The organism is Micromonospora sp. NPDC047465 (assembly GCF_040643125.1).
Taxonomy (GTDB): domain Bacteria; phylum Actinomycetota; class Actinomycetes; order Mycobacteriales; family Micromonosporaceae; genus Micromonospora.
In genome coordinates this window covers 110,480-135,489 of the sequence record NZ_JBEYTP010000002.1, presented here as the reverse complement: position 1 = coordinate 135,489, position 25,010 = coordinate 110,480, and the positions used below count along the sequence as shown (strand labels likewise).

Annotated in this window: 23 protein-coding genes, 1 tRNA gene and 1 pseudogene; 14 read left to right on the top strand and 11 right to left on the bottom strand. The window is 73.3% G+C overall.

Translation table 11 applies throughout. The annotated features are described in order from the left end of the window. On the top strand, window positions 1-786 hold a 786-nt coding region (locus ABZ793_RS02915), incomplete at its 5' end, for a peptidoglycan DD-metalloendopeptidase family protein (RefSeq protein ID WP_357450934.1). Between the two features lie 330 nt (window positions 787-1,116). On the opposite strand, the gene ABZ793_RS02910 is transcribed toward ABZ793_RS02915, so the two are convergent. From ABZ793_RS02910 to ABZ793_RS02885, 6 genes are all read right to left on the bottom strand, one after another. Next, complete coding sequence (locus ABZ793_RS02910) at window positions 1,117-1,521, bottom strand: hypothetical protein (protein ID WP_357450931.1); 405 nt, start codon at window positions 1,519-1,521, stop codon at window positions 1,117-1,119. Between the two features lie 393 nt (window positions 1,522-1,914). Beyond that, window positions 1,915-1,989 (bottom strand) — tRNA-Val (locus ABZ793_RS02905). 80 nt (window positions 1,990-2,069) lie between these two features. After that, the gene (locus tag ABZ793_RS02900) at window positions 2,070-2,537 is read right to left on the bottom strand and encodes a peroxiredoxin (RefSeq protein WP_091104391.1); all 468 of its coding nucleotides are present in this window, start codon (window positions 2,535-2,537) and stop codon (window positions 2,070-2,072) included. 80 nt (window positions 2,538-2,617) lie between these two features. Beyond that, complete coding sequence (locus ABZ793_RS02895; RefSeq protein WP_357450928.1) at window positions 2,618-3,055, bottom strand: DUF3052 domain-containing protein; 438 nt, start codon at window positions 3,053-3,055, stop codon at window positions 2,618-2,620. Window positions 3,056-3,165: 110 nt separating this feature from the next. Continuing rightward, window positions 3,166-5,628, bottom strand: coding sequence for a transketolase C-terminal domain-containing protein (locus ABZ793_RS02890; RefSeq protein ID WP_357450925.1), 2,463 nt, complete (start codon window positions 5,626-5,628; stop codon window positions 3,166-3,168). 51 nt (window positions 5,629-5,679) lie between these two features. Continuing rightward, the gene (locus ABZ793_RS02885; protein ID WP_357450922.1) at window positions 5,680-6,162 is read right to left on the bottom strand and encodes a MarR family transcriptional regulator; all 483 of its coding nucleotides are present in this window, start codon (window positions 6,160-6,162) and stop codon (window positions 5,680-5,682) included. A gap of 94 nt (window positions 6,163-6,256) precedes the next feature. Here ABZ793_RS02885 and ABZ793_RS02880 point away from each other — a divergent pair, with 94 nt between their 5' ends. Next, entirely contained in the window at window positions 6,257-6,841 is a 585-nt protein-coding gene (locus tag ABZ793_RS02880; RefSeq protein WP_350707756.1) for an NADPH-dependent FMN reductase, read from the top strand. A gap of 57 nt (window positions 6,842-6,898) precedes the next feature. Here ABZ793_RS02880 and ABZ793_RS02875 read toward each other — a convergent pair whose 3' ends face one another. Beyond that, entirely contained in the window at window positions 6,899-7,303 is a 405-nt protein-coding gene (locus ABZ793_RS02875; protein ID WP_350707754.1) for a YjbQ family protein, read from the bottom strand. A gap of 222 nt (window positions 7,304-7,525) precedes the next feature. Here ABZ793_RS02875 and aceE point away from each other — a divergent pair, with 222 nt between their 5' ends. Beyond that, complete coding sequence (aceE, locus tag ABZ793_RS02870) at window positions 7,526-10,264, top strand: pyruvate dehydrogenase (acetyl-transferring), homodimeric type (protein WP_357450917.1); 2,739 nt, start codon at window positions 7,526-7,528, stop codon at window positions 10,262-10,264. Between the two features lie 137 nt (window positions 10,265-10,401). Here the strand turns inward: aceE and ABZ793_RS02865 are convergent, their stop codons facing one another. Continuing rightward, window positions 10,402-10,851: an SRPBCC family protein gene (locus ABZ793_RS02865; protein WP_350707749.1), complete on the bottom strand. Its 450-nt coding sequence runs from the start codon at window positions 10,849-10,851 to the stop codon at window positions 10,402-10,404. A gap of 187 nt (window positions 10,852-11,038) precedes the next feature. Here ABZ793_RS02865 and ABZ793_RS02860 point away from each other — a divergent pair, with 187 nt between their 5' ends. The 3 genes from ABZ793_RS02860 to gltX are packed head-to-tail and all read left to right on the top strand — an operon-like array spanning window position 11,039 to window position 15,103. Next, a complete protein-coding gene (locus tag ABZ793_RS02860; protein ID WP_357450912.1) occupies window positions 11,039-12,370 on the top strand; it encodes a GH1 family beta-glucosidase in 1,332 nt (443 codons plus the stop codon). Next, window positions 12,367-13,644: an MFS transporter gene (locus tag ABZ793_RS02855; RefSeq protein ID WP_357450909.1), complete on the top strand. Its 1,278-nt coding sequence runs from the start codon at window positions 12,367-12,369 to the stop codon at window positions 13,642-13,644. Before ABZ793_RS02860 ends, ABZ793_RS02855 begins: the two co-directional genes overlap by 4 nt. 49 nt (window positions 13,645-13,693) lie before the next feature. Further along, entirely contained in the window at window positions 13,694-15,103 is a 1,410-nt protein-coding gene (gene gltX, locus ABZ793_RS02850; protein ID WP_357450906.1) for a glutamate--tRNA ligase, read from the top strand. An 84-nt stretch (window positions 15,104-15,187) separates the two neighbouring features. On the opposite strand, the gene ABZ793_RS02845 is transcribed toward gltX, so the two are convergent. Next, a complete protein-coding gene (locus ABZ793_RS02845) occupies window positions 15,188-15,775 on the bottom strand; it encodes a copper resistance protein CopC (RefSeq protein ID WP_357450902.1) in 588 nt (195 codons plus the stop codon). A 279-nt stretch (window positions 15,776-16,054) separates the two neighbouring features. Here ABZ793_RS02845 and ABZ793_RS02840 point away from each other — a divergent pair, with 279 nt between their 5' ends. Further along, on the top strand, window positions 16,055-16,705 hold the full coding sequence (locus tag ABZ793_RS02840) for a hypothetical protein (RefSeq protein ID WP_357451473.1): 651 nt from the start codon (window positions 16,055-16,057) through the stop codon (window positions 16,703-16,705). Between the two features lie 80 nt (window positions 16,706-16,785). On the opposite strand, the gene ABZ793_RS02835 is transcribed toward ABZ793_RS02840, so the two are convergent. Continuing rightward, complete coding sequence (locus ABZ793_RS02835) at window positions 16,786-17,127, bottom strand: hypothetical protein (RefSeq protein WP_357450899.1); 342 nt, start codon at window positions 17,125-17,127, stop codon at window positions 16,786-16,788. 95 nt (window positions 17,128-17,222) lie between these two features. Further along, window positions 17,223-17,762: a hypothetical protein gene (locus ABZ793_RS02830; RefSeq protein ID WP_357450896.1), complete on the bottom strand. Its 540-nt coding sequence runs from the start codon at window positions 17,760-17,762 to the stop codon at window positions 17,223-17,225. A gap of 236 nt (window positions 17,763-17,998) precedes the next feature. On the opposite strand from ABZ793_RS02830, the gene ABZ793_RS02825 reads away from it, so the two are divergent. From ABZ793_RS02825 to fabF, 7 genes and pseudogenes are all read left to right on the top strand, one after another. Further along, complete coding sequence (locus ABZ793_RS02825) at window positions 17,999-19,189, top strand: histidine kinase (protein WP_357450893.1); 1,191 nt, start codon at window positions 17,999-18,001, stop codon at window positions 19,187-19,189. A 16-nt stretch (window positions 19,190-19,205) separates the two neighbouring features. After that, window positions 19,206-19,874, top strand: a complete 669-nt coding sequence (locus ABZ793_RS02820) for a response regulator transcription factor (RefSeq protein WP_350707734.1) — start codon at window positions 19,206-19,208, stop codon at window positions 19,872-19,874. Between the two features lie 70 nt (window positions 19,875-19,944). After that, window positions 19,945-21,216 (top strand): annotated as a pseudogene (locus ABZ793_RS02815) (helix-turn-helix domain-containing protein); the annotation flags it as partial. A 78-nt stretch (window positions 21,217-21,294) separates the two neighbouring features. Continuing rightward, window positions 21,295-22,464: an acyltransferase domain-containing protein gene (locus tag ABZ793_RS02810; RefSeq protein WP_357450889.1), complete on the top strand. Its 1,170-nt coding sequence runs from the start codon at window positions 21,295-21,297 to the stop codon at window positions 22,462-22,464. Next, a complete protein-coding gene (locus ABZ793_RS02805; protein ID WP_357450886.1) occupies window positions 22,461-23,405 on the top strand; it encodes a beta-ketoacyl-ACP synthase III in 945 nt (314 codons plus the stop codon). The genes ABZ793_RS02810 and ABZ793_RS02805 overlap by 4 nt, the downstream gene beginning before the upstream one ends. Window positions 23,406-23,489: 84 nt before the next feature. After that, entirely contained in the window at window positions 23,490-23,729 is a 240-nt protein-coding gene (locus tag ABZ793_RS02800) for an acyl carrier protein (protein WP_007072348.1), read from the top strand. Window positions 23,730-23,731: 2 nt separating this feature from the next. Next, the gene (gene fabF / locus ABZ793_RS02795; protein ID WP_350707728.1) at window positions 23,732-24,958 is read left to right on the top strand and encodes a beta-ketoacyl-ACP synthase II; all 1,227 of its coding nucleotides are present in this window, start codon (window positions 23,732-23,734) and stop codon (window positions 24,956-24,958) included. Window positions 24,959-25,010: the final 52 nt, after the last annotated feature.

Here is a 25,010-nt window from a genome sequence, read left to right as displayed (position 1 = left end):
CCCGGCGACGGCACACAATGGGTCCACTGGGGCATGTCGGGCGACGACTTCGCTGCCCGGGATCGGACCTACTTCGCCCAAGGGCTGCGCCTCGGCACTCTGACGACCGATAACGGGCGGCTCGCCGCAGTGTGGCGTCCGGGGGACGGCACCCAGTGGTGCAGTTGGCGGCGACACGTTGTCGACTTCAAGACCGAGGACGGCGCGTACTTCCAGCAGGGGCTCAGGATTGCGTGCCTTGACCTCGACGAAGATCCGGTTGGCGCCTACCGGTACCCGTGGAAGGGCGGGGTCGCTCACAGAGTTGGACAAGGAAACAACAACCCCGCCGGCTCCCACAATGGCAGCCAGTCCTGGGCTTTCGACTTCGACCTGCCCGCAGGCACGGAGATCCGCGCCGCCCGCGAAGGTACCGTCGAGTGGCTCCAGGAGAACCAGACAACGACCTACGACCCCAACCAGCCGACCACTCCGGCCAACACCCCGTTCCCGAACGGGAGCCTGCAGAACTGGGGCAACGCCGTACGGCTCCGCCACGCCGGCGGATTCACGACCTGGTACTTCCACATCCAGGCCAACGGTGTGCTCGTGAACGTGGGCGACCAGGTGACGCAGGGACAGGCAATCGCGCTCTCAGGCAACACGGGCCGGTCGACCGCACCGCACCTGCACTTCCAGGTGCAGGCCGACTCGACGGACTGGGGCCAGTCCGTGGCGCACACCTTCGGCGCGGACTGCGAGCAGCCGGCGACCGGGGCGTCCGTGACGTCGGACAACGTCACCTGACCGCCGCCGAGCGCGAGCTGGCCCTCGCCATGATCCTGCCAGCGCCTCCGCGCCCCTTCGGGCCGGCGTCGGTCCTGGTGGTGATGGGTGGGCGCCTGCCACCACGGGCACCGCCCACTATGGAGGCGGGGAGGATGCTTCAGCTACGAGAGTCACAGGGCGAGTATGGCGGTTCGGGTCTCAGACCTCGAAGCGGAACTCCACCACGTTCCGGCACGGAGGGCCATCTGGACTCGGCTCCGGGCGTCGGCTCAAGCTATTGGCTTGAACGACATGGTGACACGCGGTCACGGCGGCTTCTCGAAGTCTGCGCCCAGGTCACCGACTGTGTCAGTCGAATTTCGGGCGCAGCGCTTCGCGCATCTCCCTGTAGTTCGCCGGCTTCACCGCCCAGCGTTCCTCGTCCGTGTCCTCGAACGTCACCTGGTACCTGCCGGTCGTCCGGTCGAACTGCACGAGGATCTTCACGGGCAGCAGATCACCGGGCTTGTAGTGGCTCCCCAAGTACGCATGGACCGCCGATTCGATGCTCGACCAGTCACAGGCCACTGCCGTGATGACGCCGTCGGGCGAGTACGCGTACCCGTGCGCACTGCGATAGCCTTCGCCGAACTCCAGGATCATCGCTAGCGACTCCCAGCCCTCCACGGGCCCGCGCATCTCCCTGGCCAACGACGGTCCGGCCATGGCCTCGATCAACGACCGGATGAGATCGACGGTGGCGTCCTCCGACATGGTTCTCCTCGGATCCAGATTCAGACGGTCAGCAGCACCCTGCCACGAGTTCTCGCGTTTCTGACGCTGTGGTCGGCCAGGTGCGTCAACGACTCGCCCGCCTTTTCGGAGCCCTCTTGCCAGTGGATCGGCTTGCAAGGTTTCCGAGCATCGCTGGAGAGCCGCCCCAAGCGCTTTCGAGTCGGGCTCAGACCGGCCGTTGCAGAAACACGGGCCGCAACGCGCGGCAGCGGCCGGCGCGCGCCCAGGCGGCGACGTGTGCGGCCCGTTCAGGGCCGCCTTGATGCCATGCGGCAGGCGCTCGGGAAGCTCGACGGACGGCTCTCGTAACCGCTGTTGCTGTCACCGCCCCGGGGAGTGATCTTCTCGGGGGCGGTTTCCGCTGGTGGCATGTGGTGGGCGCGGCAGGTTTCGAACCTGCGACCCCTCGCTTGTAAGGCGAGTGCTCTCCCACTGAGCTACGCGCCCGGAACGCCCGTACGGCGGGCCGGAGGCTGGCAAGCTTACCCTGCCACCCGCCGGCCCGGTCGTACGGTGTGCCCGGTTGGTCAGGCCGCGACGGCCTCCGCCAGGGCCTTGCGCCAGCCCTGCTGGTCGCGGGCCTCGCCCGGCATGTTCATCTCGGCGAAGCGCACCACGCCCGCCTTGTCGATGACGAAGGTGCCCCGGTTGGCGATGCCGGCGACGTCGTTGAAGACGCCGTACGCCTGGGCGACCGCGCCGTGCGGCCAGAAGTCGGCCAGCAGCGGGAACTGGTAGCCCTCCCGGTCGGCCCAGATCTTGTGGGCGTAGACCGAGTCGACGCTGACGGTGAGCACCTGGACGTCGTCGTTGACGTACTCGTTGAGGTTGTCCCGCACCTCGCACAGCTCACCCTGGCAGATGCCGGTGAAGGCGAGCGGGTAGAAGACCAGCAGCACGGTGCGCTTGCCGCGGAAGTCCGAGAGCCGGACCTCCTGGTTGTTCTGGTCCTTGAGCACGAAGTCCGGCGCCTCGGCGCCAACCTCGATCGGCATGCGAGCTCCTCAGGATGGGGTCGGATGGGCACCAGCCTGCCACACCCGGCGATGGGCACCGCCGGGTGCCACAGAGGCGCCTACTTCTTGCCCTTGGCCCCGCGCCGCAGGACGAGGCGGGCGCCGCTCCAGTCCCGGCCGGCGTTGACGGTCGAGGTCTGCTGGAGGCCGGCGGTGGGCGCGGACTCGGCGATCTCGCTCGGCTCGACGTGCCCCTCGCGCCCGGCCTTGGGCGTGAGCAGCCACACGACACCGTTGTCGGCCAGCGGGCCGAGGGCGTCGACGAGGAGTTCGAAGAGATCACCGTCGCCGTCGCGGTACCAGACCAGCACTGCGTCGACCACCTCGTCGGTGTCCTCGTCGACCAGCTCTCCACAGCGGTCGGTCAGGGCGTCCCGGAGATCCTGGTCGACGTCGTCGTCGTATCCCATCTCCATGACGACCATCCCCGGCTCGATTCCGAACCGGTCCGCCAGGCTGCGTACCCCGTCGGCGGCCTGACCAGCGGTCGCGCTCACTGTCGCGTGCCTCCTCATCTCATCCCTGCTGGCGACGTCGTGCGACGCCGTCAGGCAAGTCCACACAGTTGTGGCTCCCCGCGCAAGTGGCGCACCGGGTGGAACGGAATTTACCGTGCCAGCAGCGTACGGGCACCCTGGGTAATTGCTTCCTCGGAGACCAGAACCTGACGCGCCGCCGGACCTAATGGTACAAACGAGTCAACTCCGGCTACCCGCCGCGCCGCCCCGACATATCCGGCGTCGACCAGGGCCGCGATCACCCCTTCGCCCACCCCGCCGGACCGGCGCGTCTCGTCCACCACCAGCACGCGGCCGGTCGCGGCGGCCTCCCGGATGATGTCCGCCACCGGCAGCGGGGCGAGCCAGCGCAGATCCACCACCCGGGCGCCGATCCCCTCGTCGGCGAGGGTCGCCGCCGCGCGTAGCGACATCCGCACCCCGTTACCGAATGTGATGATCGTGACGTCCTCGGCGGAGCCGACCCCGTAGACCCGGGCCCGCCCGATCGGCACGTGCCCGCCGGTCCACGCGCCCGGCTCGGCATAGGGGGCCAGCCACTCGCCGTCGCCGTCCGCGTAGAGGTCGCGGGTGTGGTAGAGCGCGATCGGCTCCAGGAAGACGCAGACGCTGCCGTCCACCGCCGCGCTGGCCAGGCAGGTGCGCAACATGGGCGCGGCGTCGTCCGGCCGCGCCGGCACCGCGATCACCAGGCCCGGCACGTCCCGGAGTACGGCCACCGAGTTGTCGTTGTGGAAGTGCCCGCCGAAGCCCTCCTGGTACGCCAGCCCGGCCACCCGCACCACCATCGGGTTGCGGAACGCCCCCTGCGAGAAGAACTGCATGGTCGCCGCCTCGCCGCGCACCTGGTCCTCGGCGTTGTGCAGGTACGCCAGGTACTGGATCTCCGGCACGGGCAGCATCCCAGCCAGCCCGGCGCCGAGCCCCAGCCCGAGGATCGAGGTCTCGTCGAGCAGGGTGTCGAAGACCCGGGCCGCGCCGAACCGGTCCCGCAGCCCCTTGGTCACCCCGTACACGCCGCCCTTGGCCCCGACGTCCTCGCCGAACACGGCCATCTGCGGGTGGTCGAGCATCCCGTCGGCGAGCGCGGCGTTGATGCTCTGCGCCAGGGTCAGCGGGCCGGTCAGCTCGGGCGGCTTGCCGCCGAACGCCTCCGCCCGCGCCCCGGCGCCGGGGCCGCTGGCCCGGGCCGCCGCGTCCGCCACCGCCCGGGCGACCCGCACCGGCCGGCGGGGGGCCAACGGCGCCACCACCTCGGCCGGCGCGGCGAGCTTCGGCTCGTCCAGCACCTCCTCGGCGATCCGGCGCACCAGCCAGCCGATCTCGTCGTAGCGGGCCAGCAGCTCGTCGCCGGACGCGAAGCCCGCCTCGACCAGCAGCCGTGCGGTGCCGACCAGCGGGTCCCGGTCGAGGTCGGCGGCGATCTCGTCGGCGCCGCGGTACGCGGTCTCGGCGTCCGCCCCGGCGTGCCCCATCAGCCGCACCGTCGACAGGTGCAGCACGGCCGGGCGCCGGTGCCGGCGGACCCAGGCCGCCGCCTCGGCCGCCACCTCGTACGCCCGCACCAGGTCGCCGCCGTCGGCCGCGAAGTAGCGGATGCCCGGCCTGGACCGCAGCGCGGTCTCCACCCACCCCTTCGGGGAGCGGACGCTGATGCCGAGGCCGTTGTCCTCGCAGACGAAGAGCACCGGGATGCGCAGGCCGGCGTGGTCGTACCAGCCGGCGGTGTTGAACGCGGCGGTGGCGCTGGCGTGGTTGACCGAGGCGTCGCCGAACGAGCAGACCACGATGGCGTCGGGCGGCCAGGGCGCGTGCGCCGCTCCCCCGCCGCTGCCGACCCGCACCCCCTCCCCGGCGCGCCGGCCGGCCGTGTCCAGCCGGCGCAGGCGTTCCACGGCCAGCCCCATCCCGACGGCGCGGGGCAGGTGCGAGGCGATGGTGGAGGTGGTCGGGACGACGGCCAGGTCGGCCCGGCCGAAGACCTTGTGCCGCCCGCCGGCGATCGGTTCCCGGCTGGAGGCGACCATCCCCCGCAGCACGTCGCGGGCCGCCTCGGCGCACCCAGGGGGAAGCGGCCGGTCCGCGGCGGCCCCGGCGGTCGGCGGCGTGCCGGCCGGCTTCTCCGGGCCGGGCTCGTCCGCGCGGCTGGCGTCGTCGTCGGGGGGTGCCGGGTCGGCGTCGGTGGGCCGGTCGGGCCGGGCGGCGTCGGCGGCCTGACCGGCGCGGACGCAGTAGAAGGCGCCCGAGCGGTAGTGCAGCAGCGCCGGATCGGTGGCGCGCAGGGCGGCGGCGACCGCGGCGTTCCCCTCGTGGCCGGCGGAGCCGATCGTGTAGAACCCCTCGCCGAAGCTGCGCAGCCAACGCCCCGCCAGGTCGAGCTGGCGGCTGGTCACCTGGGCGTCGAAGAGGTCCAGCACCCGGGCTCCGGTGAGCGTCGCGTCGTCGGTGACCGGCCGCGCCGGGTCACGCGGCTGGTGCGGGGCGGCCAGCGCGGCCAGCGCCTCCCGGAACCGGTCGTCGAGATCTTGCGGGGTGGTCACGTCCGACAGCATTACCGACGAGCGCCCGACTCGCCCACCCGGACACGAACGACGCGGGGCGGTTCAGGCGTCGCCGCACGACTCGGGGCAGCCGCCGTCGGAGACCTTCCACACCAGCTCGCGCAGGCTCGCCAACTCGTCGACGGTGAGCCCGGCGAGCAGTCGGGAGTCCGACATGACCTGCCGCACCCGGGCCCGCACCCGCCGGCCCTCGTCGGTCACCACCAGCGTCTTCTGCCGCCGGTCCGCCGGGTCGATCCGCCGCTCGACCAGCCCGGCCTGCTCCAGCTTGTCGACCAGGGCGGTCACGTTGGAGCGGTCGCAGCCGAGGACCGTGGCGAGGTCCCGGGCCGGCAGCGGCCGGTCGGGGTCGAGCTCGTGCAGCGCCCGGGCGGCGGCGGGGGTGAGCCCCAGCTCGCCGACCTCGACGTCCTGGTGGTGCCGCATCGCGGAGGCGACGTGCATGATCCGGCGCACCACGTCGCCGGCCAGCTCGGGCCGGTCGCCCGGAGCGGGACGGGCGGGGAGGTCGGTGTGCTGCGCCATGCCTCACATCCTACTTGCGGTTCAATAGTTGAACAGCTCTACTATCGAGCAGCTCACGCAAATCGCGATGGGCACCCGACGGAGGAGTTCCCGCATGTCCGACCTCTCGGTCCTCGCCATCTCCGGCAGCCTGCGCGACGCGTCGTTCAACACGGCGCTGATCCGGGCCGCGCAGCGCCTCGCCCCCGAGGGCATGACCATCCAGCGGTACGAGCACCTCGGCGCCATCCCGCCCTTCAGCGAGGACGTCGAGCCCGAGCCGCCCGCGCCCGTGGCGGACCTGCGGGAGCGGATCGCGGCGGCGGACGCGCTGCTCATCGCCACCCCGGAGTACAACTACGGCGTGCCGGGCGTGCTCAAGAACGCGCTCGACTGGGCGTCCCGGCCCAGCTTCCCGATCACCTCGTGGGTGTCGCCCCTGGCGCACAAGCCGGTGGCCATCATGGGCGCGGCGCCGACCGGCATGGGCACCGTACGGGCCCAGCTCCAGCTCCGGCAGCTCTTCCTCTGGACCGACTCGGCCGTGCTGAGCAAGCCGGAGATCATCGTGACGAACGCGCACGAGAAGCTGGCCCTCGACGGCACCGTCAAGGACGAGACCACCGAGGCGCTGCTCCGCGGCCTGCTCGACGCGCTGGTCACCCGCGTCCGCGTCACCCAACTCGCCACCGCCGCCTGACCGGCGACGCGGAAGGCCCACCCGGCACCGCCCCTGCCCGATGCGGGGCGGGGGCGGTCAGCCGGGGAGGAAGGAGAACCGGACGGTCCGGGTGGGGTTGTCGCCGTTGGGGTCGACCAGGCAGAGCGACTGCCAGGTGCCCAGCGCCAATCGCCCGTCCACCACGGGCAGCGTCGCGTACGGGGGGACGAACGCCGGCAGCACGTGGTCGCGCCCGTGGCCGGGCGAGCCGTGCCGGTGCCGCCAGCGGTCGTCCGTGGGCAGCAGGTCGTCGAGCGCGGTGAGCAGGTCGTCGTCGGAGCCCGAGCCGGTCTCGATGAGCGCCAGCCCGGCCGTGGCGTGCGGCACGAAGACGTGCAGCAGGCCGTCGCCCTGACCGGCGACGAACCGCTCGGCCTCCGCCGTGATGTCCCGGACGGCCGGCCGGGACCCGGTCTGGACCGTGATCACCTCACTGCGCATACGTCGCATTCTGCCCGAGGGGGTGACCAACCGCCGCCGGAGTCCCCGCCACCGGACCGGACATGGACGGGCGGATCGACTGGTGGATCGCCGGTCGCAGAAAGTTACCGACGGGTACCTGTGTTCAGCGTCGCGTCTCGGGGCGGTGGGCGTGACGGCGGGTGCCACCAGGGGGCAGGATGACGCTAGAGACCTATCCCACACAGAACCGAGGGAACGCCTGTGGCTACGGAACGCAAGCGCCCGGTGATCACCGCTGGTCTGCCGAGCCAGCTTCCGGACATCGACCCTGAAGAGACCAGCGAATGGGTCGAGTCGCTCGATGGTGTCATCGACGAGCGCGGAACCAAGCGCGCCCGCTATGTCATGCTGCGCCTGCTGGAGCGGGCCCGCGAGCGCCAGGTCGGGGTGCCGTCGCTGACCACCACCGACTACATCAACACCATCCCGCCGGAGCGCGAGCCGTGGTTCCCGGGTGACGAGCACGTGGAGCGGCGGATCCGGGCGTACGTCCGGTGGAACGCGGCCATGCTCGTGCACCGGGCGCAGCGCCCCGAGATCGGCGTCGGCGGGCACATCTCCACCTTCGCCAGCTCCGCCTCCCTCTACGAGGTGGGCTTCAACCACTTCTTCCGGGGCAAGAACCACCCGGGCGGCGGCGACCACATCTTCTACCAGGGCCACGCCTCCCCCGGCATGTACGCGCGGGCGTTCCTCGAGGGGCGGCTGACCGAGCACCAGCTCGACGGCTTCCGCCAGGAGCTGTCCCACCCGGGTGGCGGCCTGCCGTCGTACCCGCACCCGCGGCTGATGCCGGACTTCTGGGAGTTCCCCACGGTCTCCATGGGCCTGGGCGGCCTGAACGCGATCTACCAGGCGCGGTTCAACCGCTACCTGCACCACCGGGGCATCAAGGACACCTCGGACCAGCACGTATGGGCGTACCTGGGCGACGGCGAGATGGACGAGCCGGAGACGCTCGGCGCGATCGGCGTGGCCGCCCGCGAGGAGCTGGACAACCTTACCTTCGTGATCAACTGCAACCTCCAGCGGCTCGACGGGCCGGTGCGGGGCAACGGCAAGGTCATGCAGGAGCTGGAGGCGTTCTTCCGGGGCGCCGGCTGGAACGTCATCAAGGTGGTCTGGGGCCGCGAGTGGGACCCGCTGCTGGCGGCGGACACCGACGGCGCTCTGGTCAACCTGATGAACACCACGCCCGACGGCGACTACCAGACCTACAAGGCGGAGTCCGGGGCGTACGTCCGGGAGCACTTCTTCGGCCGCGACCAGCGGACCCGCAAGATGGTCGAGGACCTCAGCGACGACGAGATCTGGAACCTCAAGCGGGGCGGGCACGACTACCGCAAGCTCTACGCGGCCTACAAGGCGGCGATGGAGCACACCGGCCAGCCGACCGTGATCCTGGCCAAGACGATCAAGGGCTGGACGCTGGGCTCGCACTTCGAGGCCCGCAACGCCACGCACCAGATGAAGAAGCTGACGCTGGAGGACCTGAAGACCTTCCGCGACCGGCTCTACCTGGACATCCCGGACAAGGTGCTGGAGGACAACCCCTACCTCCCGCCGTACTACCACCCGGGCGAGAAGTCCGACGAGATCGCCTACCTCAAGGAGCGGCGCCAGCAGCTCGGCGGCTACCTGCCGTCCCGGCGGCCGGGGAGCAAGCGGCTGGCCATCCCGGGCCCGGAGCGCTTCGCCGACGTCAAGCGCGGCTCGGGCAAGCAGAAGGTGGCCACCACCATGGCCTTCGTCCGCCTGCTCAAGGACGTGATGAAGGACAAGGAGTTCGGCAAGCGCTGGGTGCCGATCATCCCGGACGAGGCCCGCACCTTCGGCATGGACTCGCTCTTCCCGACGCAGAAGATCTACTCGCCGCACGGCCAGCGCTACACCTCGGTCGACCGGGAGCTGTTCCTGTCGTACAAGGAGGCCATCGGCGGGCAGATCCTGCACGAGGGCATCAACGAGGCCGGCTCGGTCGCCTCGTTCACCGCGGCGGGCTCGTCGTACGCGACGCACGACGAGCCGATGATCCCGATGTACATCTTCTACTCGATGTTCGGGTTCCAGCGCACCGCCGACGGGCTGTGGGCCGCCGCCGACCAGATGGCCCGGGGCTTCCTGCTCGGCGCCACCGCCGGCCGCACCACGCTCAACGGTGAGGGGCTCCAGCACGAGGACGGCCACTCGCTCCTGATCGCCGCCACCAACCCGGCGGTGGTCGCGTACGATCCGGCGTTCGCGTTCGAGATCGCGCACATCCTGGAGAACGGCCTGCACCGGATGTACGGCGACGCCCAGGAGAACGTCTTCTACTACCTGACGGTCTACAACGAGCCGATCCTGCAGCCGGCCGAGCCGGCGGGCGTGGACGTCGAGGGGATCCTCAAGGGGATCTACCGCTACGCGCCGGCCCCGCAGGTGGACGGCCCGAAGGCGAACATCCTGGCCTCCGGCACGGGCATGCAGTGGGCGCTCAAGGCGCAGCAGCTGCTCGCCCAGGACTGGGGCGTGGCCGCCGACGTCTGGTCGGTGACCTCCTGGACGGAGCTGCGCCGCGACGCGGTGGAGTGCGAGGAGCACAACCTGCTCAACCCGGGCGCGGAGCAGCGGGAGCCGTACGTGGCACGGAAGCTGGCCGACGCCGACGGGCCGAAGGTCGCGGTCAGCGACTGGATGCGCGCGGTGCCGGACCTGATCGCCCGCTGGGTGCCCGGGGACTACACCTCGCTCGGCACGGACGGGTTCGGCATGTCCGACACCCGGCACGCCCTGCGCCGGCACTTCCACGTCGACGCCGAGTCCGTGGCGGTGGCGACGCTGCGGCAGCTCGCCCTGCGCGGCACGGTGCCGGCGAACGTCCCCGCCGAGGCGGCCAAGAAGTACGCCATCGAGGACGTCAACGCCGCCCCGGTCGGCGAGACCGGCGGCGACAGCTAGGTCGTCCGCGACGAGGGGCCCGGCACATCCGTGCCGGGCCCCTCGTCGTGTCTGGGGGACGAACGGTGGTGGCCCGGAGTCCCTGGCGGGGACACCGGGCCACCATCGTCGCGCGGGCGGCGCCAGGACCGGCCCGGTCAGCCGACGGCGGCCAGGTCGGTCAGCCGGGCGAGCGAGTCCTCCAGGTCGGCGCCGACCCTGCGCAGGCCGAGGCGGAGCAGGGCCGCCTTGACCGGACCGGCGGGCCACCGGACGACGATGAGCCGTACGATCGTCCCGCCCTCCTCCTCGTCGTCGGCGGTGAGCTGGACGTAGATCTCGGTGCGCGCCTCCGCCCGGGCACCGGCGCCCTTGGCGCGTTCGCGCCAGCCGATCAGGGTCGGCTCCTGGTAGGCGATCACCTCGGCCTCATGCGCCGCGCCACGGCCGGCCTGGACCAGTTGTCGCCGCCCGAAGCCCTCTCCCGAGAGCACCTCGGCCGCACGGACCCCCGCCAGCCAGGCCGGCAACTGCTCGGCCCGCTGCACGACGTTCCAGACCGCTTCCACTGGCGCCATCACGTGCGCACTGCGTTCCACGAGGATCATTTCCGTCTTTCCTCCAGTGAGGACATCCCACGATATCGGCACTCTATGCGCAAATTCGGACGTACCTGGACGTGTTCGGAAAAAGACACGCCGAAATCCATTGCGCCGCGGCGTCGTACGGCCTATGGCGCATCGCCCGGCCGACCCCTAGAGTCGCGAACACGATTCACGTACGACGGGAGGGCGCATGTCGACCGCAGCGATGCCCGAGTTCCCCGCCGGATTCCGCTGGGGAGTGTCCACCTCCGCCTACCAGATCGAGGGCGGCGTCGGCGAGGACGGACGCGGCCCGTCCATCTGGGACACGTTCGCCCACGACCCCGGCCGCATCGCCGACGGCAGCACCGGCGACGTGGCCTGCGACCACTACCACCGACACGCGGAGGACGTCGCGCTGCTGGCCGGGCTGGGCGTCTCGGCGTACCGCTTCTCCGTCGCCTGGCCCCGGGTGCGACCCACCGGCGACGGTCCGGTCAACGCCGCCGGGCTGGACTTCTACGACCGGCTGGTCGACGACCTGCTGGCCCACGACATCGACCCGGTCGCCACCCTCTTCCACTGGGACCTGCCCCAGCCCCTCGAGGACGCCGGCGGCTGGCTGGCCCGGGACACCGCCCACCGGTTCGCCGAGTACGCCGACGCCACCGCCGCCCGCCTCGGCGACCGGGTGAAGCTGTGGATCACCCTCAACGAGCCGTTCATCCACATGAGCCTCGGCCACGCCACGGGCGAGCACGCACCCGGGCGGACGCTGCTCTTCGACGCGTTCCCGGTCGCCCACCACCAGCTCCTCGGGCACGGCCTCGCCGTCGCGGCGCTGCGGGCGCGCACCACGAGCCCGGTCGCCATCGCCAACAACTACTCGCCCGTGCGGCCGGCCGGCGACAGCGACGCCGACCGGGCGGCGGGCGCGGCGTACGAGGCGCTGCACAACCGGCTCTTTACCGACCCGCTGCTCGGCCGGGGCTACCCGGTCGGGCTCGGCTTCGACGAGACCGTGGTGCGCGACGGCGACCTGGCCGTCGTCGCCGCCCCGATCGACGTGCTCGGGGTCAACTACTACAACCCGACCGGCGTACGCGCCCCGGACGAGGGCTCGCCGCTGCCGTTCGAGCTGGTGCCGCTGGACGGGTACCCGCGCACCGCGTTCGACTGGCCGGTCGCCCCCGACGGGCTGCGTGAGCTGCTCGGCTGGCTGCACCGCACGTACGGCGACGACCTGCCGCCGATCCAGGTCACCGAGAGCGGCTGCGCGTACGACGACGTGCCCGACGCCCACGGCCGGGTGCACGACCCGGAACGGATCGCGTACCTCGACGGGCACCTGCGCGCGGTACGCGCCGCGATGGACGAGGGCGTGGACGTGACCGGCTACTTCGTCTGGTCCCTGTTGGACAACTGGGAGTGGGCGGAGGGCTTCACGAAGCGCTTCGGCCTGGTGCACGTCGACTTCGACACGCAGGCCCGTACGCCCAAGTCCTCGTACGCCTGGTTCCGCGACCTGATCAGCCGGCCGTGACCACCGTCGACCCGACGCCCGGGTCGCTGCCGGCGGCGCTCGCCGAACCGACCGTGCCGGTCCGGCGGAGCTGGGTCGCGCTGGTCTTCGCCGCGAACCTCGGGGTCTGGATGGCGTTCTTCACCCCGATCCAGGTGCTGCTGCCGCAACAGGTGGAACGGATCGCGCCGGCCGACAAGGAGGCCATGCTCGCCGTGGTCACCGGGTTCGGCGCGCTCGCCGCGGTGCTCGCCAACCCCCTCGCCGGGGCGCTGTCGGACCGGACCTGCCCGCGGCTGGCCGGGCGGGAGTTCGGCCGCCGGCATGTCTGGACCGCCGGCGGCGCGGTGCTCGGCGCGGCGGCCCTGGTGCTGCTGGCCCAGCAACGCACCGTCGCCGGGGTCGCGCTCGGCTGGGTCGCCGCCCAGGTCTGCTTCAACGCGATGCTGGCCAGCCTGACCGCCGCCGTGCCGGACCGGGTGCCCGTCGCCCAGCGGGGCGGTGTCTCCGGCTGGGTGGGCATCCCCCAGGCGCTGGGGCTGGTGCTCGGGGTGGTGCTGGTCACCGCCCTGGTCACCGGCACCGCCGCCGGCTACCTGGCGGTGGCGGCGGCGGTGCTGCTGCTGTCCCTGCCGTTCGCGCTGCTCACCGCCGACGACCCGCTGCCCCGGGCGCACCGCCCGGCGCTGCGACCGCGCGCCCTGCTCGCCGCCATGTGGGTCTCGCCCCGCCGCCACCCCGACTTCGGCTGGGCCTGGATCACCCGGTTCCTGGTCCAACTCGGCAACGCGCTCGGCACGCTCTACCTGCTCTACTTCCTCACCGACGAGGTGCGCCACGCCGACCCCGAGGGCGGCCTGCTGGTGCTGATCCTGCTCTACACGGCCGGCCTGGCGGGCACCGCCGTGGTGGCCGGCCGGCTGTCGGACCGGACCGGCCGGCGCAAGGTCTTCGTCATCACCGCCGGCGGGATCATGGCCGTCGCCGCGCTGCTGCTCGCCGTCGCGCCGGTCTGGCCGGTCGCGGTGGCCGCCGCGCTGCTGCTGGGCGCCGGCTACGGCGTCTACCTGTCGGTCGACGCCGCGCTCATCACCCAGGTGCTACCGGCCGCGGCGGACCGGGCCAAGGACCTCGGCGTCATCAACATCGCCAACTCGGCCCCGCAGGTGCTCGGGCCGGCCATCTCCGCCCCGCTCGTGGTGCACCTCGGCGGCTATCCCGCGCTCTACGCGGTCACCGCGGCGGTCACCGTGCTGGGCAGCGTGCTGGTGCTGAAGATCCGCTCGGTGCCCTGAGGCGTACCCCTGGCCGAATCCGGTCGCGCGCCGCCGTAGGCTGGGGGGCGTGACGGTACGTGTACGCTTCGCCCCTTCCCCGACCGGTATGTTCCACGTCGGCGGCGCCCGCTCCGCGCTGCAGAACTGGATCTACGCCAAGCAGCAGGGCGGGGTGTTCGTGCTCCGCATCGAGGACACCGACGCGGCGCGCAACAAGCCGGAGTGGACCGAGGGCATCCTCTCGGCGCTGGACTGGATCGGCATCGAGCGCGGCAGCTACGAGGGCCCCTACTTCCAGTCCCAGTACGCCGGCGAGCACCGGGCCGCCGCCGCCCGGCTGCACGAGTCCGGCCGGGCGTACTACTGCGACTGCACCCGGGAGGCCGTGCAGGCCCGCACCGGCTCGCAGTACCAGGGCTACGACGGCTTCTGCCGCGACCGCGGCCTGCCGCCCGGCGAGGGCCGCGCCCTGCGCTTCCGCACCCCCGACGAGGGCGCGACCGTGGTGGTCGACCTGATCCGCGGCGAGCCGACGTTCGAGAACAAGCTGATCGAGGACTTCGTCATCGCCCGGGGCGACGGCTCGCCGGTGTTCCTGCTGGCCAACGTGGTCGACGACATGACCATGGGGATCACCCACGTGATCCGGGCCGAGGAGCACCTGCCCAACACGCCGAAGCAGCAGCTGCTCTGGGACGCCCTCGGCGTCAAGCCGCCGGTCTGGGCGCACGTGCCGGTGGTGGTCAACGAGAAGCGGCAGAAGCTCTCCAAGCGGCGGGACAAGGTGGCCCTGGAGGCGTACCGGGACGAGGGCTACCTCGCCGCGGCGATGCGCAACTACCTGATGCTGCTCGGCTGGGCGCCCTCCGGCGACCGGGAGATCGTCCCGTGGTCGGTGATCGAGGAGGAGTTCCGGCTGGCGGAGGTCAACCCCTCGCCGGCGTTCTTCGACGAGAAGAAGCTGCGCGCGTTCAACGGCGAGTACATCCGGGCGCTGCCGGTCGAGGAGTTCGTCGAGGCCTGCCGGCCGTGGCTGACCGGCACCGGCACGATCGCCCCGCCGCCGTGGCAGCCGGAGGAGTTCGACGCGGACGCCTTCGCGGCCGTGGCCCCGCTGGCGCAGACCCGGATCGCGGTGCTGAGCGAGATCGTGCCGAACGTCGACTTCCTCTTCCTCGCCGCGCCGCTGGTCGACGAGGCCGCCTGGGCCAAGGCGATGAAGGAGGGCTCGGCGGAGCTGCTGGACGCGGCCACGGCGGCCTTCGAGGGGCTGGAGTCCTGGGACGCGGAGACGCTGAAGTCGACGCTGGAGGCGGTCGGCGCCGAGCGCGGCCTCAAGCTCGGCAAGGCCCAGGCGCCGGTGCGCGTCGCGGTCACCGGCCGCACGGTCGGGCTGCCGCTGTTCGAGTCGCTGGAGGTGCTCGGCCGCGAGCGCACCCTGAGCCGGCTGCGGGCCGCCCGGGTCCGCCTCGTCTGACCTCGACAGACGTACCGTCAGCGCCCGGGCCGGCCCGACCGGCCCGGGCGCTGGACCGTCGGACCGTCGGGCCGGCGGTGACGGTCAGCGGCGGGCGGAGCGGCGGCGGAGCAGCAGGCCCGCCGCGAGGGCGGCCAGCGCCACGGCGCCGCCGAGCGCCCACAGCCAGCCCCGCCCCGCCGCGCCCTCGCTGCGCCCGGCCGTCGGCACCGCGGCCACGGTCGCGCCGCCCGTCGGGACGGGCGCGGCCGAGGTCGGCGCCGCGGCGTCGGTCGGCGACGGTACGGCCGAGGCCGGCGCGGTCGGACCGGTCGACGGGGGCGGTTCGGCGGGGGTGCCGGTGGTGAGGGTGAACCGCACCTCGCCGGAGACCGGGTGCCCGTCGCTGGACGCCAACCGGTAGCCGACGACGTACAGCCCCGCCCTGCCGGGCGTGAACGGGATGCTGACCCGGGAGCCGGAGAAGGTCGGCGGGCCGCCCGACGCGACCACGTTGTCCGGCCCGGTGACTGTGATCTTCGTCGTGCCCGGGTCGGGCTTCGCCAGGAACCGGAGTTCGATCCGGGTCGGCGCCTCGGCCACCCGGGCGCCGTTGCGCGGATCGCTGCCGGTCAGCGAGTTGTGCGCGGCGGCCGGCGCGGCCGGCAGCGCCAGCGACACACCGAGCGCCACGCCGACCACCACTGGCCAGGTACGTGCCGCCCGTGGGACCCTGCCCCCCATGAACCCCTCCGTAAAGGTACGATCCGCCCGCTGATCAACGGCTGCCGCTCATTAGTCGGGCCCAGATCGCAGATAGTTCCAATTACTGTTCCACGAGCTGCAACCGATCGACGTTCTGCGGAGTCTTGAGAGTGGGCACCCGATGTGTGCGGGTTCGGTCACTCCGTCGGCCAGGCAACGCGCGTGACCTGCAGCAAGCCATCCATCGAACGGGGCGAGGAGGCGGCGATGGTCCGGACGATGCGGCGACTGGTCGCGGTGCTGGCGGGCGGACTCGCGGCGACGGTCCTGTCGCTCGGCCTCGCCGGGGCGGCGAAGGCGGCGCCGAAGCCTCCGCCCGCCGCCGTGGAGATCACCGGCGAGGGCCTGGCCGAGCCGCTGCGGCTGCACGCCGACGCCCACCCGGCACACGTCGTGGCGGTCGTCGACCAGGTCAACTTCCTCGGCCGCACCGGGCAGGCCCGTGGCCCGAAGGCGGCCGACCTCGGTCCGAAGTACACGGTCGTGGTGTTCGCCGGCGACGTTCCGAAGCAGACGTACGACCTCTACCCGAAGGCGGTCGGCGGGCCGCGGGTCTACCGGCCCGCCAAGCAGCCCGACTCCCGCAAGACCACCGCGGGGTGGTTCCTCGGCCGGCTCAGCATGTCGGAGACGCTCCGCACCGCCGGTGTGCCGCTGGAGCGGCAGTACGACACGGTGAGCGGCGGCGTCGGCGGCGGCGAGCGGGTCATCCCGGAGGACGCGCTCAACCCGGCGAAGGACATCGGCGAGGCCCTCGGCGAACTTCAGCGACTGCTGCTGCTCAACGTGGCGGTGGTGCTGGTCATCACGTCCGGTCTCGCCGGGATCGCGCTGCTGGTCCGCCGCCGCACCCGCTGACGGCCGCCCCCGCCGCCGTCACACGCATCGCCGCCGGGCCCGCCGTCGCCCGACCGGCCCGTCGTAGGCCGCCCGTGGGGTCAGCACCAGCGGCGCGGCGGTCGCTCCCGGCGGACGACACGGTGCCGTGGGCGGACCGGGCCGTGCCGGTGCGCGCCGGCCCAACCGGGCAGGTCGCTGCGGCAGCCCTGCGCCGCCGCCGGCTCGACCTCGCCGGGCAGGGCCGCCTCGGCGGCACGCTGCCGGGGCGCCGGGGCGTCCTCGTCGGCGCGCTCCGCCGCACGGCCAGGGGGCTCCGGCGCATGGGCCGGGAACCCGCCGGGCAGCCGGCGGTGATGCTTGGCGGCCGCCTGCTGGTCGTGGTGGCCCGTCCGGCAGGGCTCACCCTGGGCGCAGCCGTGCTCGGCCTCCCCGTGCGCCATCCGGTCTCCTCACGCTCGCCACGCCCGCCGGGGTCGCCCGACGTGCCCTGTCACCGTACTGGCCGGCACCGACGGGCCGTGCAGCCGGACCCGGGTCAGCGCCGCGCCCGGCGCGGGAAGATCGTCTCCCAGACCGGGAAGGCGACCAGCCAGATGACGATGGCGAGGGAGAGCCGGCCGATCCAGTTCGTCAGCTCCCGGGTCCGCTCGGCGTCGTCGACCCAGACGATCGCCGCCCCGAGCAGCGCGCAGGCGATCGCCCACCCGAGCAGGCCCTTGCCCCACTCCCGCCACTCGTGCCGGGTCCGTGCCCACCCGTGCCGCGGCGGCTTGACCGGCGGCGGGCCGCTGGCGAAGCGGTACGCGAAACGCTGGTCGGCCCAGCGGACCATCGAGTGCCCGAAAGCCACCGAGAAGCCGAGGTACGCGGCGGCCAGGCCGTGGGTGACGTCCGCGATGGCGCCGCGCCGCAGGTCCAGCGCGCTCGCCGCGAGCAGCACCAGGTCCACCAGCGGTACGCAGACCAGCAGCGCGGCGCCCAGCCGCGGCCGGCGCAGCGGATACCGCGCGACCAGCCCGGCGGCGAGCACCACCCAGAACCCGATCTCGCAGGCGACGATGACTCCCAGCAGCATTTCTGCCCCTCCCCGTTCGTGCCCCACCACCCTGCCCCGCCCCGGACGCGCGACCCTCACCGCCGAAGACGAGATCTCCCTCCCTCCTTCGACGGACCCACCCCACCGCCGACTGACGCGGGACCGGCGGGAGCGGGGCGGGCGTGGTGGCGTACATCTTTTGGTGGGGGTGGGGCGGGGCGGGGTCCTCCGGCGGTCGGAGCCCGGGCGGCGGTCGGTGTGGTGGGATCGGGGCCATGCGAGCGCCGACCTGGCTCGGGCCCGGCACCGCCGGCCGGGACCTGATGCTCGCCGCCGCGTCCCTGGCCGGCGGCGCGGTCATGTACGCCCTGGGCACGCAGCCGCAGCTGTCCCGGCAGCCGGGCCTGCCGGAGCCGCTGTTCCTGCTGCCGCTGGCGGCGGCCTGCGTGGCGGTGGGCCTGCGCCGGGTCGCCACCCGGACCAGCCTGACCCTCGGCACGGTCGCGGTGGTGGTCGACCTCGCGATGGGCGGCTCGCTGGCCACCGTCCTCGTCTACACCCAGGTCCTCTACGACGCGTGCGTGTTCGGTTCGGCGCTGACCTGGCGCTGGCTGCTGCGGGTCATGGTCGGGCTGAGCGTGCTCGGCACGGCGGCGGGGGTGCTGCTGATCGGTGACTGGCGGGGTGTGGGCGTCGGGATGCCGTTGGTGCTGGCCGGGGTGCTGCCGGTGCTCACCGGGATCAGCGTGCGGCAGTACCGGGACCAGGCGGCGGCCGAGCGGGCCCGGGCCGAGCAGACCGCGCGGTTGGTGGAGCTGGACCGGCGGCAGGCGGTCGGCGCGGAACGGGCCCGGATGGCCCGGGAGCTGCACGACGTGATCGCCAACCACCTGAGCGCCGTGGCGATCCACGCCACGGCCGCGCTCTCCGTGCCGGGGCTCGACCGGGCGCAGGTCCAGTCGGCGCTGCGGGTGATCCGGGAGAACAGCGTGCAGGGCCTGGCGGAGATGCGGCAGATGATCGGCCTGCTCCGGGAGCCGGCGGGGAGCGGGTCGGCCGTCGACGCGACGGACGAGACGACCCGGGCGCGGCTGAGCGAGGTCGACGGGCTGGTCGACCGGGCCCGCGCCGCCGGGCTGGCGGTGCGGGTGACCCGGCGCGGCGAGCCCCGCCCGCTGCCGGTCGGGGTGGACCTGGCCGCGTACCGGATCGTGCAGGAGTCGCTGACCAACGCGCTCAAGCACGGCGCCGGCGAGGCCGACGTGCTGGTCGCGTACGAGCCGGCGGGGGTGGTGGTGGGCGTGGACAACCCGGTGGGTGCCGGTGGTGGCGCGCCGAGCGGCGCGGGCGCCGGCCTGATCGGGATGCGGGAGCGGGCGGTGCTGCTCAACGGGCGGTTCGCCGCCGGCCCGGCGCAGGGCCGCTGGCGGGTACGGGTGGAGCTGCCGACGGGCGAGGCGGCGTGAGGGGACGGGGCGTGTCATGGCCGAGGTGATCCGGGTGTTGCTCGCCGACGACCAGCCGGCGGTGCGGGCCGGGCTGGCGCTGATCCTGGCCGGCGCGCCCGGCGTCGCCGTGGTGGGCGAGGCCGACGACGGCGCGGAGGCCGTCCGGCTGTGCCGCGAGCTGCGGCCCGACGTGGCGGTCATGGACGTGCGGATGCCCCGGCTGGACGGCATCTCGGCCACCCGGGAGATCGTCGCCGACCGGCTCGCCGACGTGCTCGTGCTCACCACCTTCGACCTCGACGAGTACGTCTTCGGCGCGCTGCGGGCCGGCGCGGCGGGCTTCGTGCTCAAGGACATCGACGCCGAAGGGCTGGTGGCGGCGGTGCGGACGGTCGCCCGGGGCGAGGGCTTCATCGCCCCGGCGGTGACCCGCCGGCTGATCACCGCGTTCGCGGCGACCGCCCCGGCCGCCTCCGGGGCGACCCGGGCGGCGGTGGACACGCTGACCCCTCGGGAGCGGGACGTGCTGGCCTGCCTCGGGCTCGGGCTGTCCAACCAGCAGATCGCCGACCGGCTGGCGATGGCGGAGAGCACCACCAAGACCCATGTCAGCCGGATCCTCGCCAAGCTGGACCTGCGCAGCCGGGTGCAGGCCGCCATCCTGGCCCAGGAGCTGGGGCTGCCCGCTCCCCCGCCCGCCTGACCCGACCGCCGGCCCGCCCGGGGCCACCGCCGAACGCGGGCCGCCCGGCGTGAAGGTCCAGGTCGGGACGTGTCAGGCTGGAGCGGTGAGCGAGCCGGGCGGTACGGAACTGTCGGCCACGCTGCGCCGGATCGAGCGGGCGGCGGGGGCGCTGGCCACCGCCAGCGTGGCCCGGATGGACGAGGCCCTGCCCTGGTTCCGCGACCTGCCCGCCGACCACCGTTCCTGGGTGATGCTGGTGGCCCAGGCCGGCGCCCGGTCGCTGGTGCAGTGGCTGCGCGACGGCGGCGGCACGGCGGACAGCACCCAGGAGGTCTCCGACGAGGTCTTCGCCACCGCGCCGCAGGCGCTGGCCCGCTCGATCAGCCTCCAGCAGACGGTGGCGCTGATCAAGGTGATGATCGACGTCGTCGAGGAGCAGGTCTCGCACCTGGCCGCGCCGGGCGAGGAGCAGCAGTTGCGGGAGGCGGTGCTGCGGTTCTCCCGGGAGATCGCCTTCGCCGCCGCCCGCGCGTACGCCCGGGCCGCCGAGTCCCGCGGCTCCTGGGACGCCCGGTTGCAGGCGTTGCTGGTGGACGCGCTGCTGCGGGGCGACTCGCCGGACGTGCTGGCCAGCCGCGCGGCGGCGCTCGGCTGGGCGGACGCCCCGCCGGTGGCGGTGGCGGTCGGCCGCTCCCCCGGCGGCGAGGTCTCCGCCGTGCTGCACACCGTGCACCGGCAGGCCCGACGCATCGGCGCGGAGGTGATCGGCGGGGTGCACGGCGACCGGCTGGTCATCGTGCTCGGGGGCGCCGCCGATCCCGTCGCCGCCACCGTCAAGCTGCTCGGCGCGTTCGGCGACGGGCCGGTGGTGGTCGGCCCGGCCGTGCCGAGCCTGGACGAGGCGACCGAGTCGGCCCGCGCCGCGCTGGCCGGCTTCCGGGCCGCCCCCGCCTGGCCGACCGCGCCCCGGCCGGTGCCGGCGGGCGACCTGCTGCCGGAGCGCGCGCTGGCCGGTGACGGGGAGGCGCGCCGGCGGCTGCGGCACGACGTCTACGCCGCGCTCGTGCGGGCGGGCGGCGAGTTGCTGGAGACCCTCGACGCGTTCTTCGCGGCCGGCGGCACGCTGGAGAGCGCCGCCCGCGCCCTCTTCGTGCACCCGAACACGGTGCGCTACCGGCTGCGGCGGATCGCCGACGTGACCGGCTTCTCGCCGCTCGCCGCGCGGGACGCGTTCGCCCTCCAGGTGGCGCTCACCGTCGGCCGGCTCGACCCGGTGGTCCCGGTGGTCCCAACCCAGACAATGACCCCAGCCGTCAGGAAAACATCACAGTCGGGTGATGATCACCGCCGATCTTTGTAGGAACCCTCCAAAGGTTCTAGTGCGGTTTGGTCGAGGGCGGCACAGCGCTACCCGCGCGTATCCGGGAGAGTCATAGACGTGCTCGCCGTACTCTCTCCCGGCCAGGGTTCCCAGAAACCCGGCTTCCTGACCCCCTGGCTCGACCTGCCCGGCGCCGAGGCCCGTCTGCGGTGGTGGTCGGCGATGGCCGGGGTCGACCTGGTGCACCTGGGCACCGCGGCCGACGCCGACGAGATCAAGGGCACCGCCCGCACCCAGCCGCTGCTGGTCGCGGCAGCGCTGCTCGCCGCCGAACACCTGCCGATGTACGACGTCACCGTCACCGCCGGCCACAGCGTGGGCGAGCTGGGCGCGGCGACGCTCGCCGGCGTGCTGCCCGCGGAGACGGCGATCACCCTCGCCGGCGTACGCGGCCGCGAGATGGCCGCCGCCTGCGCGCTGGAGCCGACCGGGATGGCCGCCGTCCTGGGCGGGGACCCCGACGAGGTGCTCGCCACGATCGCCGCGCACGGGCTGCACCCGGCCAACCGCAACGGCGCCGGCCAGTTCGTCGCCGCCGGCGCGGTCGCGGGCCTGGAGAAGCTCGCCGCCGAGCCGCCGACCAAGGCCCGGGTGATCCGCCTCAAGGTCGCCGGCGCCTTCCACACCCCGTACATGGCCCCCGCCGAGGCGGCGCTCGCCGCCGTCGCCGCCGGGATCACCCCCGCCGACCCGACCCGGATCCTGCTGTCCAACATCGACGGCGCCGCGGTCAACCACGGGCGCGACATGGTGCAGCGCCTGGTCCGGCAGGTCACCGCGCCGGTGCGCTGGGACCTCTGCATGCGCACGCTGGCCGACCTCGGGGTGACCGGCGTGATCGAGCTGCCCCCGGCGGGCACCCTCGCGGGCCTGGTCAAGCGGGAGCTCAAGGACAGCGGCCTCCCGGAGATCGTCACCCTGAACACCCCGGACGACCTGCCCGCCGCGCGGGACCTGATCGCCCGGCACGGGATGGCGCCGAGCCACGAGCCGACCATGCAGTTCCGCGTGGTGGTGGCCCCGTCGGCCGGCACCTTCGAGCCGGCGGAGGGCCTCGCCGAGGGCGACACGCTCGACGCCGGGCAGGTCGTCGGCCACATCGCCACCCGGCAGGGCCCGGTCGAGGTGGCCGCCCACGGCAGCGGGGTGCTCACCGAGTGGCTCGCCCACCACGACGACCCGGTCGCGCCGGGCCAGCCGCTCGTTCGCATCGGAGGTCACGCATGACCGGCAGCCGGATCCTCGCCATGGGGCACTACCAGCCCTCCCGGGTGGTCACCAACGACGAGATCGCGCAGCTGGTGGAGACCAGCGACGAGTGGATCCGCGACCGGGTCGGCATCGTCACCCGGCGGATCGCCGACGGCGAGTCGGTCACCGACATGGCCGCCGCCGCCGCCGGCAAGGCGCTGGCCAACGCCGGCCTCACCGCCGCCGACATCGACCTGGTCGTCGTGGCCACCTGCAGCGCCGTCGACCGCAGCCCGAACGTCGCCTGCCGGGTCGCCGCCAAGCTCGGCATCACCGCGCCCGGGGCGTACGACATCAACACGGCCTGCTCCGGTTTCGCCTACGCGCTGGGCACGGTGGACCACGCCGTCCGGGCCGGCGCCTCGCGCAACGCCCTGGTGATCGGCGCGGAGAAGCTCTCCGACATCGTCGACTGGACGGACCGCTCCACCTGCATCATCTTCGCCGACGGCGCGGGCGCCGCGGTGGTGACGGCCACCGCCGAGGACGAGCCCGCCGGCATCGGCCCGGTGGTCTGGGGCTCGGCCCCGGAGAAGAGCGACGCGGTACGCATCGAGGGCTGGCGCCCGTACATCCAGCAGGAGGGGCAGTCGGTCTTCCGCTGGGCCACCACCGAGCTGGCGCCGCTGGCCCGGCAGGCGTGCGAGCGCGCCGGGGTGGACCCGTCGGAGCTGGCCGCCTTCGTGCCGCACCAGGCCAACGCCCGGATCATCGACGGCATCGTGAAGCGGCTCGGCATCCCGAACGCGATCATCGCCAAGGACATCGTCGAGTCCGGCAACACCTCGGCGGCGAGCGTGCCGCTGGCCCTGTCCAAGCTGGTCGAGCGGCGGGAGGTGCCCTCGGGCGCCCCGGTGCTGCTCTTCGGCTTCGGCGGCGGCCTGACCTACGCCGGTCAGGTCGTCCGCTGCCCCTGAAGCCCCTCCGGCGCGCCAGCGCCGGGGAGTGACGGCCGGCGTCGTCGGCCGTCGAGTGAAACCGATGAGAGGAACCAAACCGCAATGACCCGTGACGAGATCACCGCCGGCCTCGCCGAGATCCTCGAAGAGGTTGCCGGGGTGAACCCGGACGACGTGGCCGAGGGGAAGTCCTTCACCGACGACCTGGACGTCGACTCGCTCTCCATGGTGGAGGTCGTGGTGGCGGCCGAGGAGAAGTTCGGCGTCAAGATCCCGGACAACGAGGTGCAGAACCTGAAGACCGTCGGGGACGCCGTCAGCTACATCGAGGCGCAGTCCTGATCATGGCGCACACCGACGTCGTCGTCACCGGGCTCGGCGCGACCACTCCGCTGGGCGGGGACGTCGCGTCGACCTGGGACGCCATGCTCGCCGGCCGCTCCGGGGTGAGTGCCCTCACCCAGGAGTGGGCCGAGCAGCTGCCGGTCCGGATCGCCGCCCAGCTCGCGGTGGATCCGGCCGGCCTGCTCGACCGGGTCAAGCTGCGCCGGCTGGACCGTTCCGAGGCGATCGCGATCATCGCGGCGCAGCAGGCCTGGGCGGACGCCGGCCTGGCCGACTCCGGGCTGGACCGGGAGCGGCTGGGCGTCAGCGTCGGCTCGGGCATCGGCGGCGCGCTGACCCTGCTCGCCCAGGACGACGTTCTGGAGGCGTCCGGGCCGCGGCGGGTCTCCCCGCACACCATCCCGATGCTGATGCCGAACGGCCCCGCCGCCTGGGTGGGGCTGGAGCTGGGCGCGAAGGCGGGGGTGCACTCGGTGGCCAGCGCCTGCGCGACCGGCGCGGAGGCGATCGCGCTCGGCCTGGACATGATCCGCGCCGGCCGCGCCGACGTGGTGGTGGCCGGCGGCACCGAGGCGGTCATCCACCAGCTGCCGATCGCCGGCTTCAGCTCGATGCGGGCCATGTCGACGCGCAACGACGAGCCGGAGCGGGCCTCCCGGCCGTGGGACAAGGGCCGCGACGGCTTCGTGCTCGGCGAGGGCGCGGGCATCCTGGTGCTGGAGCGCGCGGACCACGCCGCCGCCCGGGGGGCCCGGGTGTACGCGCGCCTGGCCGGGGCCGGCATCACCTCCGACGGCTACGACATCGTGCAGCCGCACCCGGAGGGGGAGGGCGCGATCCGGGCCATCGCCAAGGCGATCGCCGACGCGGACGTCGCCAGGTCCGACATCACGCACGTCAACGCGCACGCCACGTCGACCCCGGTCGGTGACGTGGCGGAGATCAAGGCGCTGCACGAGGCGCTCGGCGACCACCCGGTGCTGTCCTCCACCAAGTCGATGTCCGGTCACCTGCTGGGCGCGGCGGGGGCGCTGGAGTCGATCGCCACCATCCTGGCGATCCGCGACAGCGTCGTACCCCCGACGATCAACCTCGACGACCCGGACGACGGCCTCACCCTGGAGGTGGCCGCGAACAAGGCGCGCCACATGGACATCCCCGCCGCGCTGAACAACTCGTTCGGCTTCGGCGGGCACAACGTGGCTCTCGTCTTCACGCGGGCCTGAGACCACAGCCTTGGAGGCTCACGTGACCACCACCGCCGTTGGTGCGGACACT

Coding starts and splice junctions, on each gene's coding strand:
- ABZ793_RS02825 (WP_357450893.1), top strand. CDS start 17,999: ATGCGAGCGCCGACCTGGCTCGGGCCCGGCACCGCCGGCCGGGACCTG.
- ABZ793_RS02860 (WP_357450912.1), top strand. CDS start 11,039: ATGTCGACCGCAGCGATGCCCGAGTTCCCCGCCGGATTCCGCTGGGGA.
- ABZ793_RS02875 (WP_350707754.1), bottom strand. CDS start 7,303: ATGCGCAGTGAGGTGATCACGGTCCAGACCGGGTCCCGGCCGGCCGTC.
- ABZ793_RS02885 (WP_357450922.1), bottom strand. CDS start 6,162: ATGGCGCAGCACACCGACCTCCCCGCCCGTCCCGCTCCGGGCGACCGG.
- ABZ793_RS02800 (WP_007072348.1), top strand. CDS start 23,490: ATGACCCGTGACGAGATCACCGCCGGCCTCGCCGAGATCCTCGAAGAG.
- ABZ793_RS02890 (WP_357450925.1), bottom strand. CDS start 5,628: ATGCTGTCGGACGTGACCACCCCGCAAGATCTCGACGACCGGTTCCGG.
- ABZ793_RS02820 (WP_350707734.1), top strand. CDS start 19,206: ATGGCCGAGGTGATCCGGGTGTTGCTCGCCGACGACCAGCCGGCGGTG.
- ABZ793_RS02840 (WP_357451473.1), top strand. CDS start 16,055: ATGGTCCGGACGATGCGGCGACTGGTCGCGGTGCTGGCGGGCGGACTC.
- ABZ793_RS02910 (WP_357450931.1), bottom strand. CDS start 1,521: ATGTCGGAGGACGCCACCGTCGATCTCATCCGGTCGTTGATCGAGGCC.
- ABZ793_RS02900 (WP_091104391.1), bottom strand. CDS start 2,537: ATGCCGATCGAGGTTGGCGCCGAGGCGCCGGACTTCGTGCTCAAGGAC.
- fabF (WP_350707728.1), top strand. CDS start 23,732: ATGGCGCACACCGACGTCGTCGTCACCGGGCTCGGCGCGACCACTCCG.
- ABZ793_RS02865 (WP_350707749.1), bottom strand. CDS start 10,851: ATGATCCTCGTGGAACGCAGTGCGCACGTGATGGCGCCAGTGGAAGCG.
- ABZ793_RS02830 (WP_357450896.1), bottom strand. CDS start 17,762: ATGCTGCTGGGAGTCATCGTCGCCTGCGAGATCGGGTTCTGGGTGGTG.
- ABZ793_RS02880 (WP_350707756.1), top strand. CDS start 6,257: ATGTCCGACCTCTCGGTCCTCGCCATCTCCGGCAGCCTGCGCGACGCG.
- ABZ793_RS02805 (WP_357450886.1), top strand. CDS start 22,461: ATGACCGGCAGCCGGATCCTCGCCATGGGGCACTACCAGCCCTCCCGG.
- ABZ793_RS02835 (WP_357450899.1), bottom strand. CDS start 17,127: ATGGCGCACGGGGAGGCCGAGCACGGCTGCGCCCAGGGTGAGCCCTGC.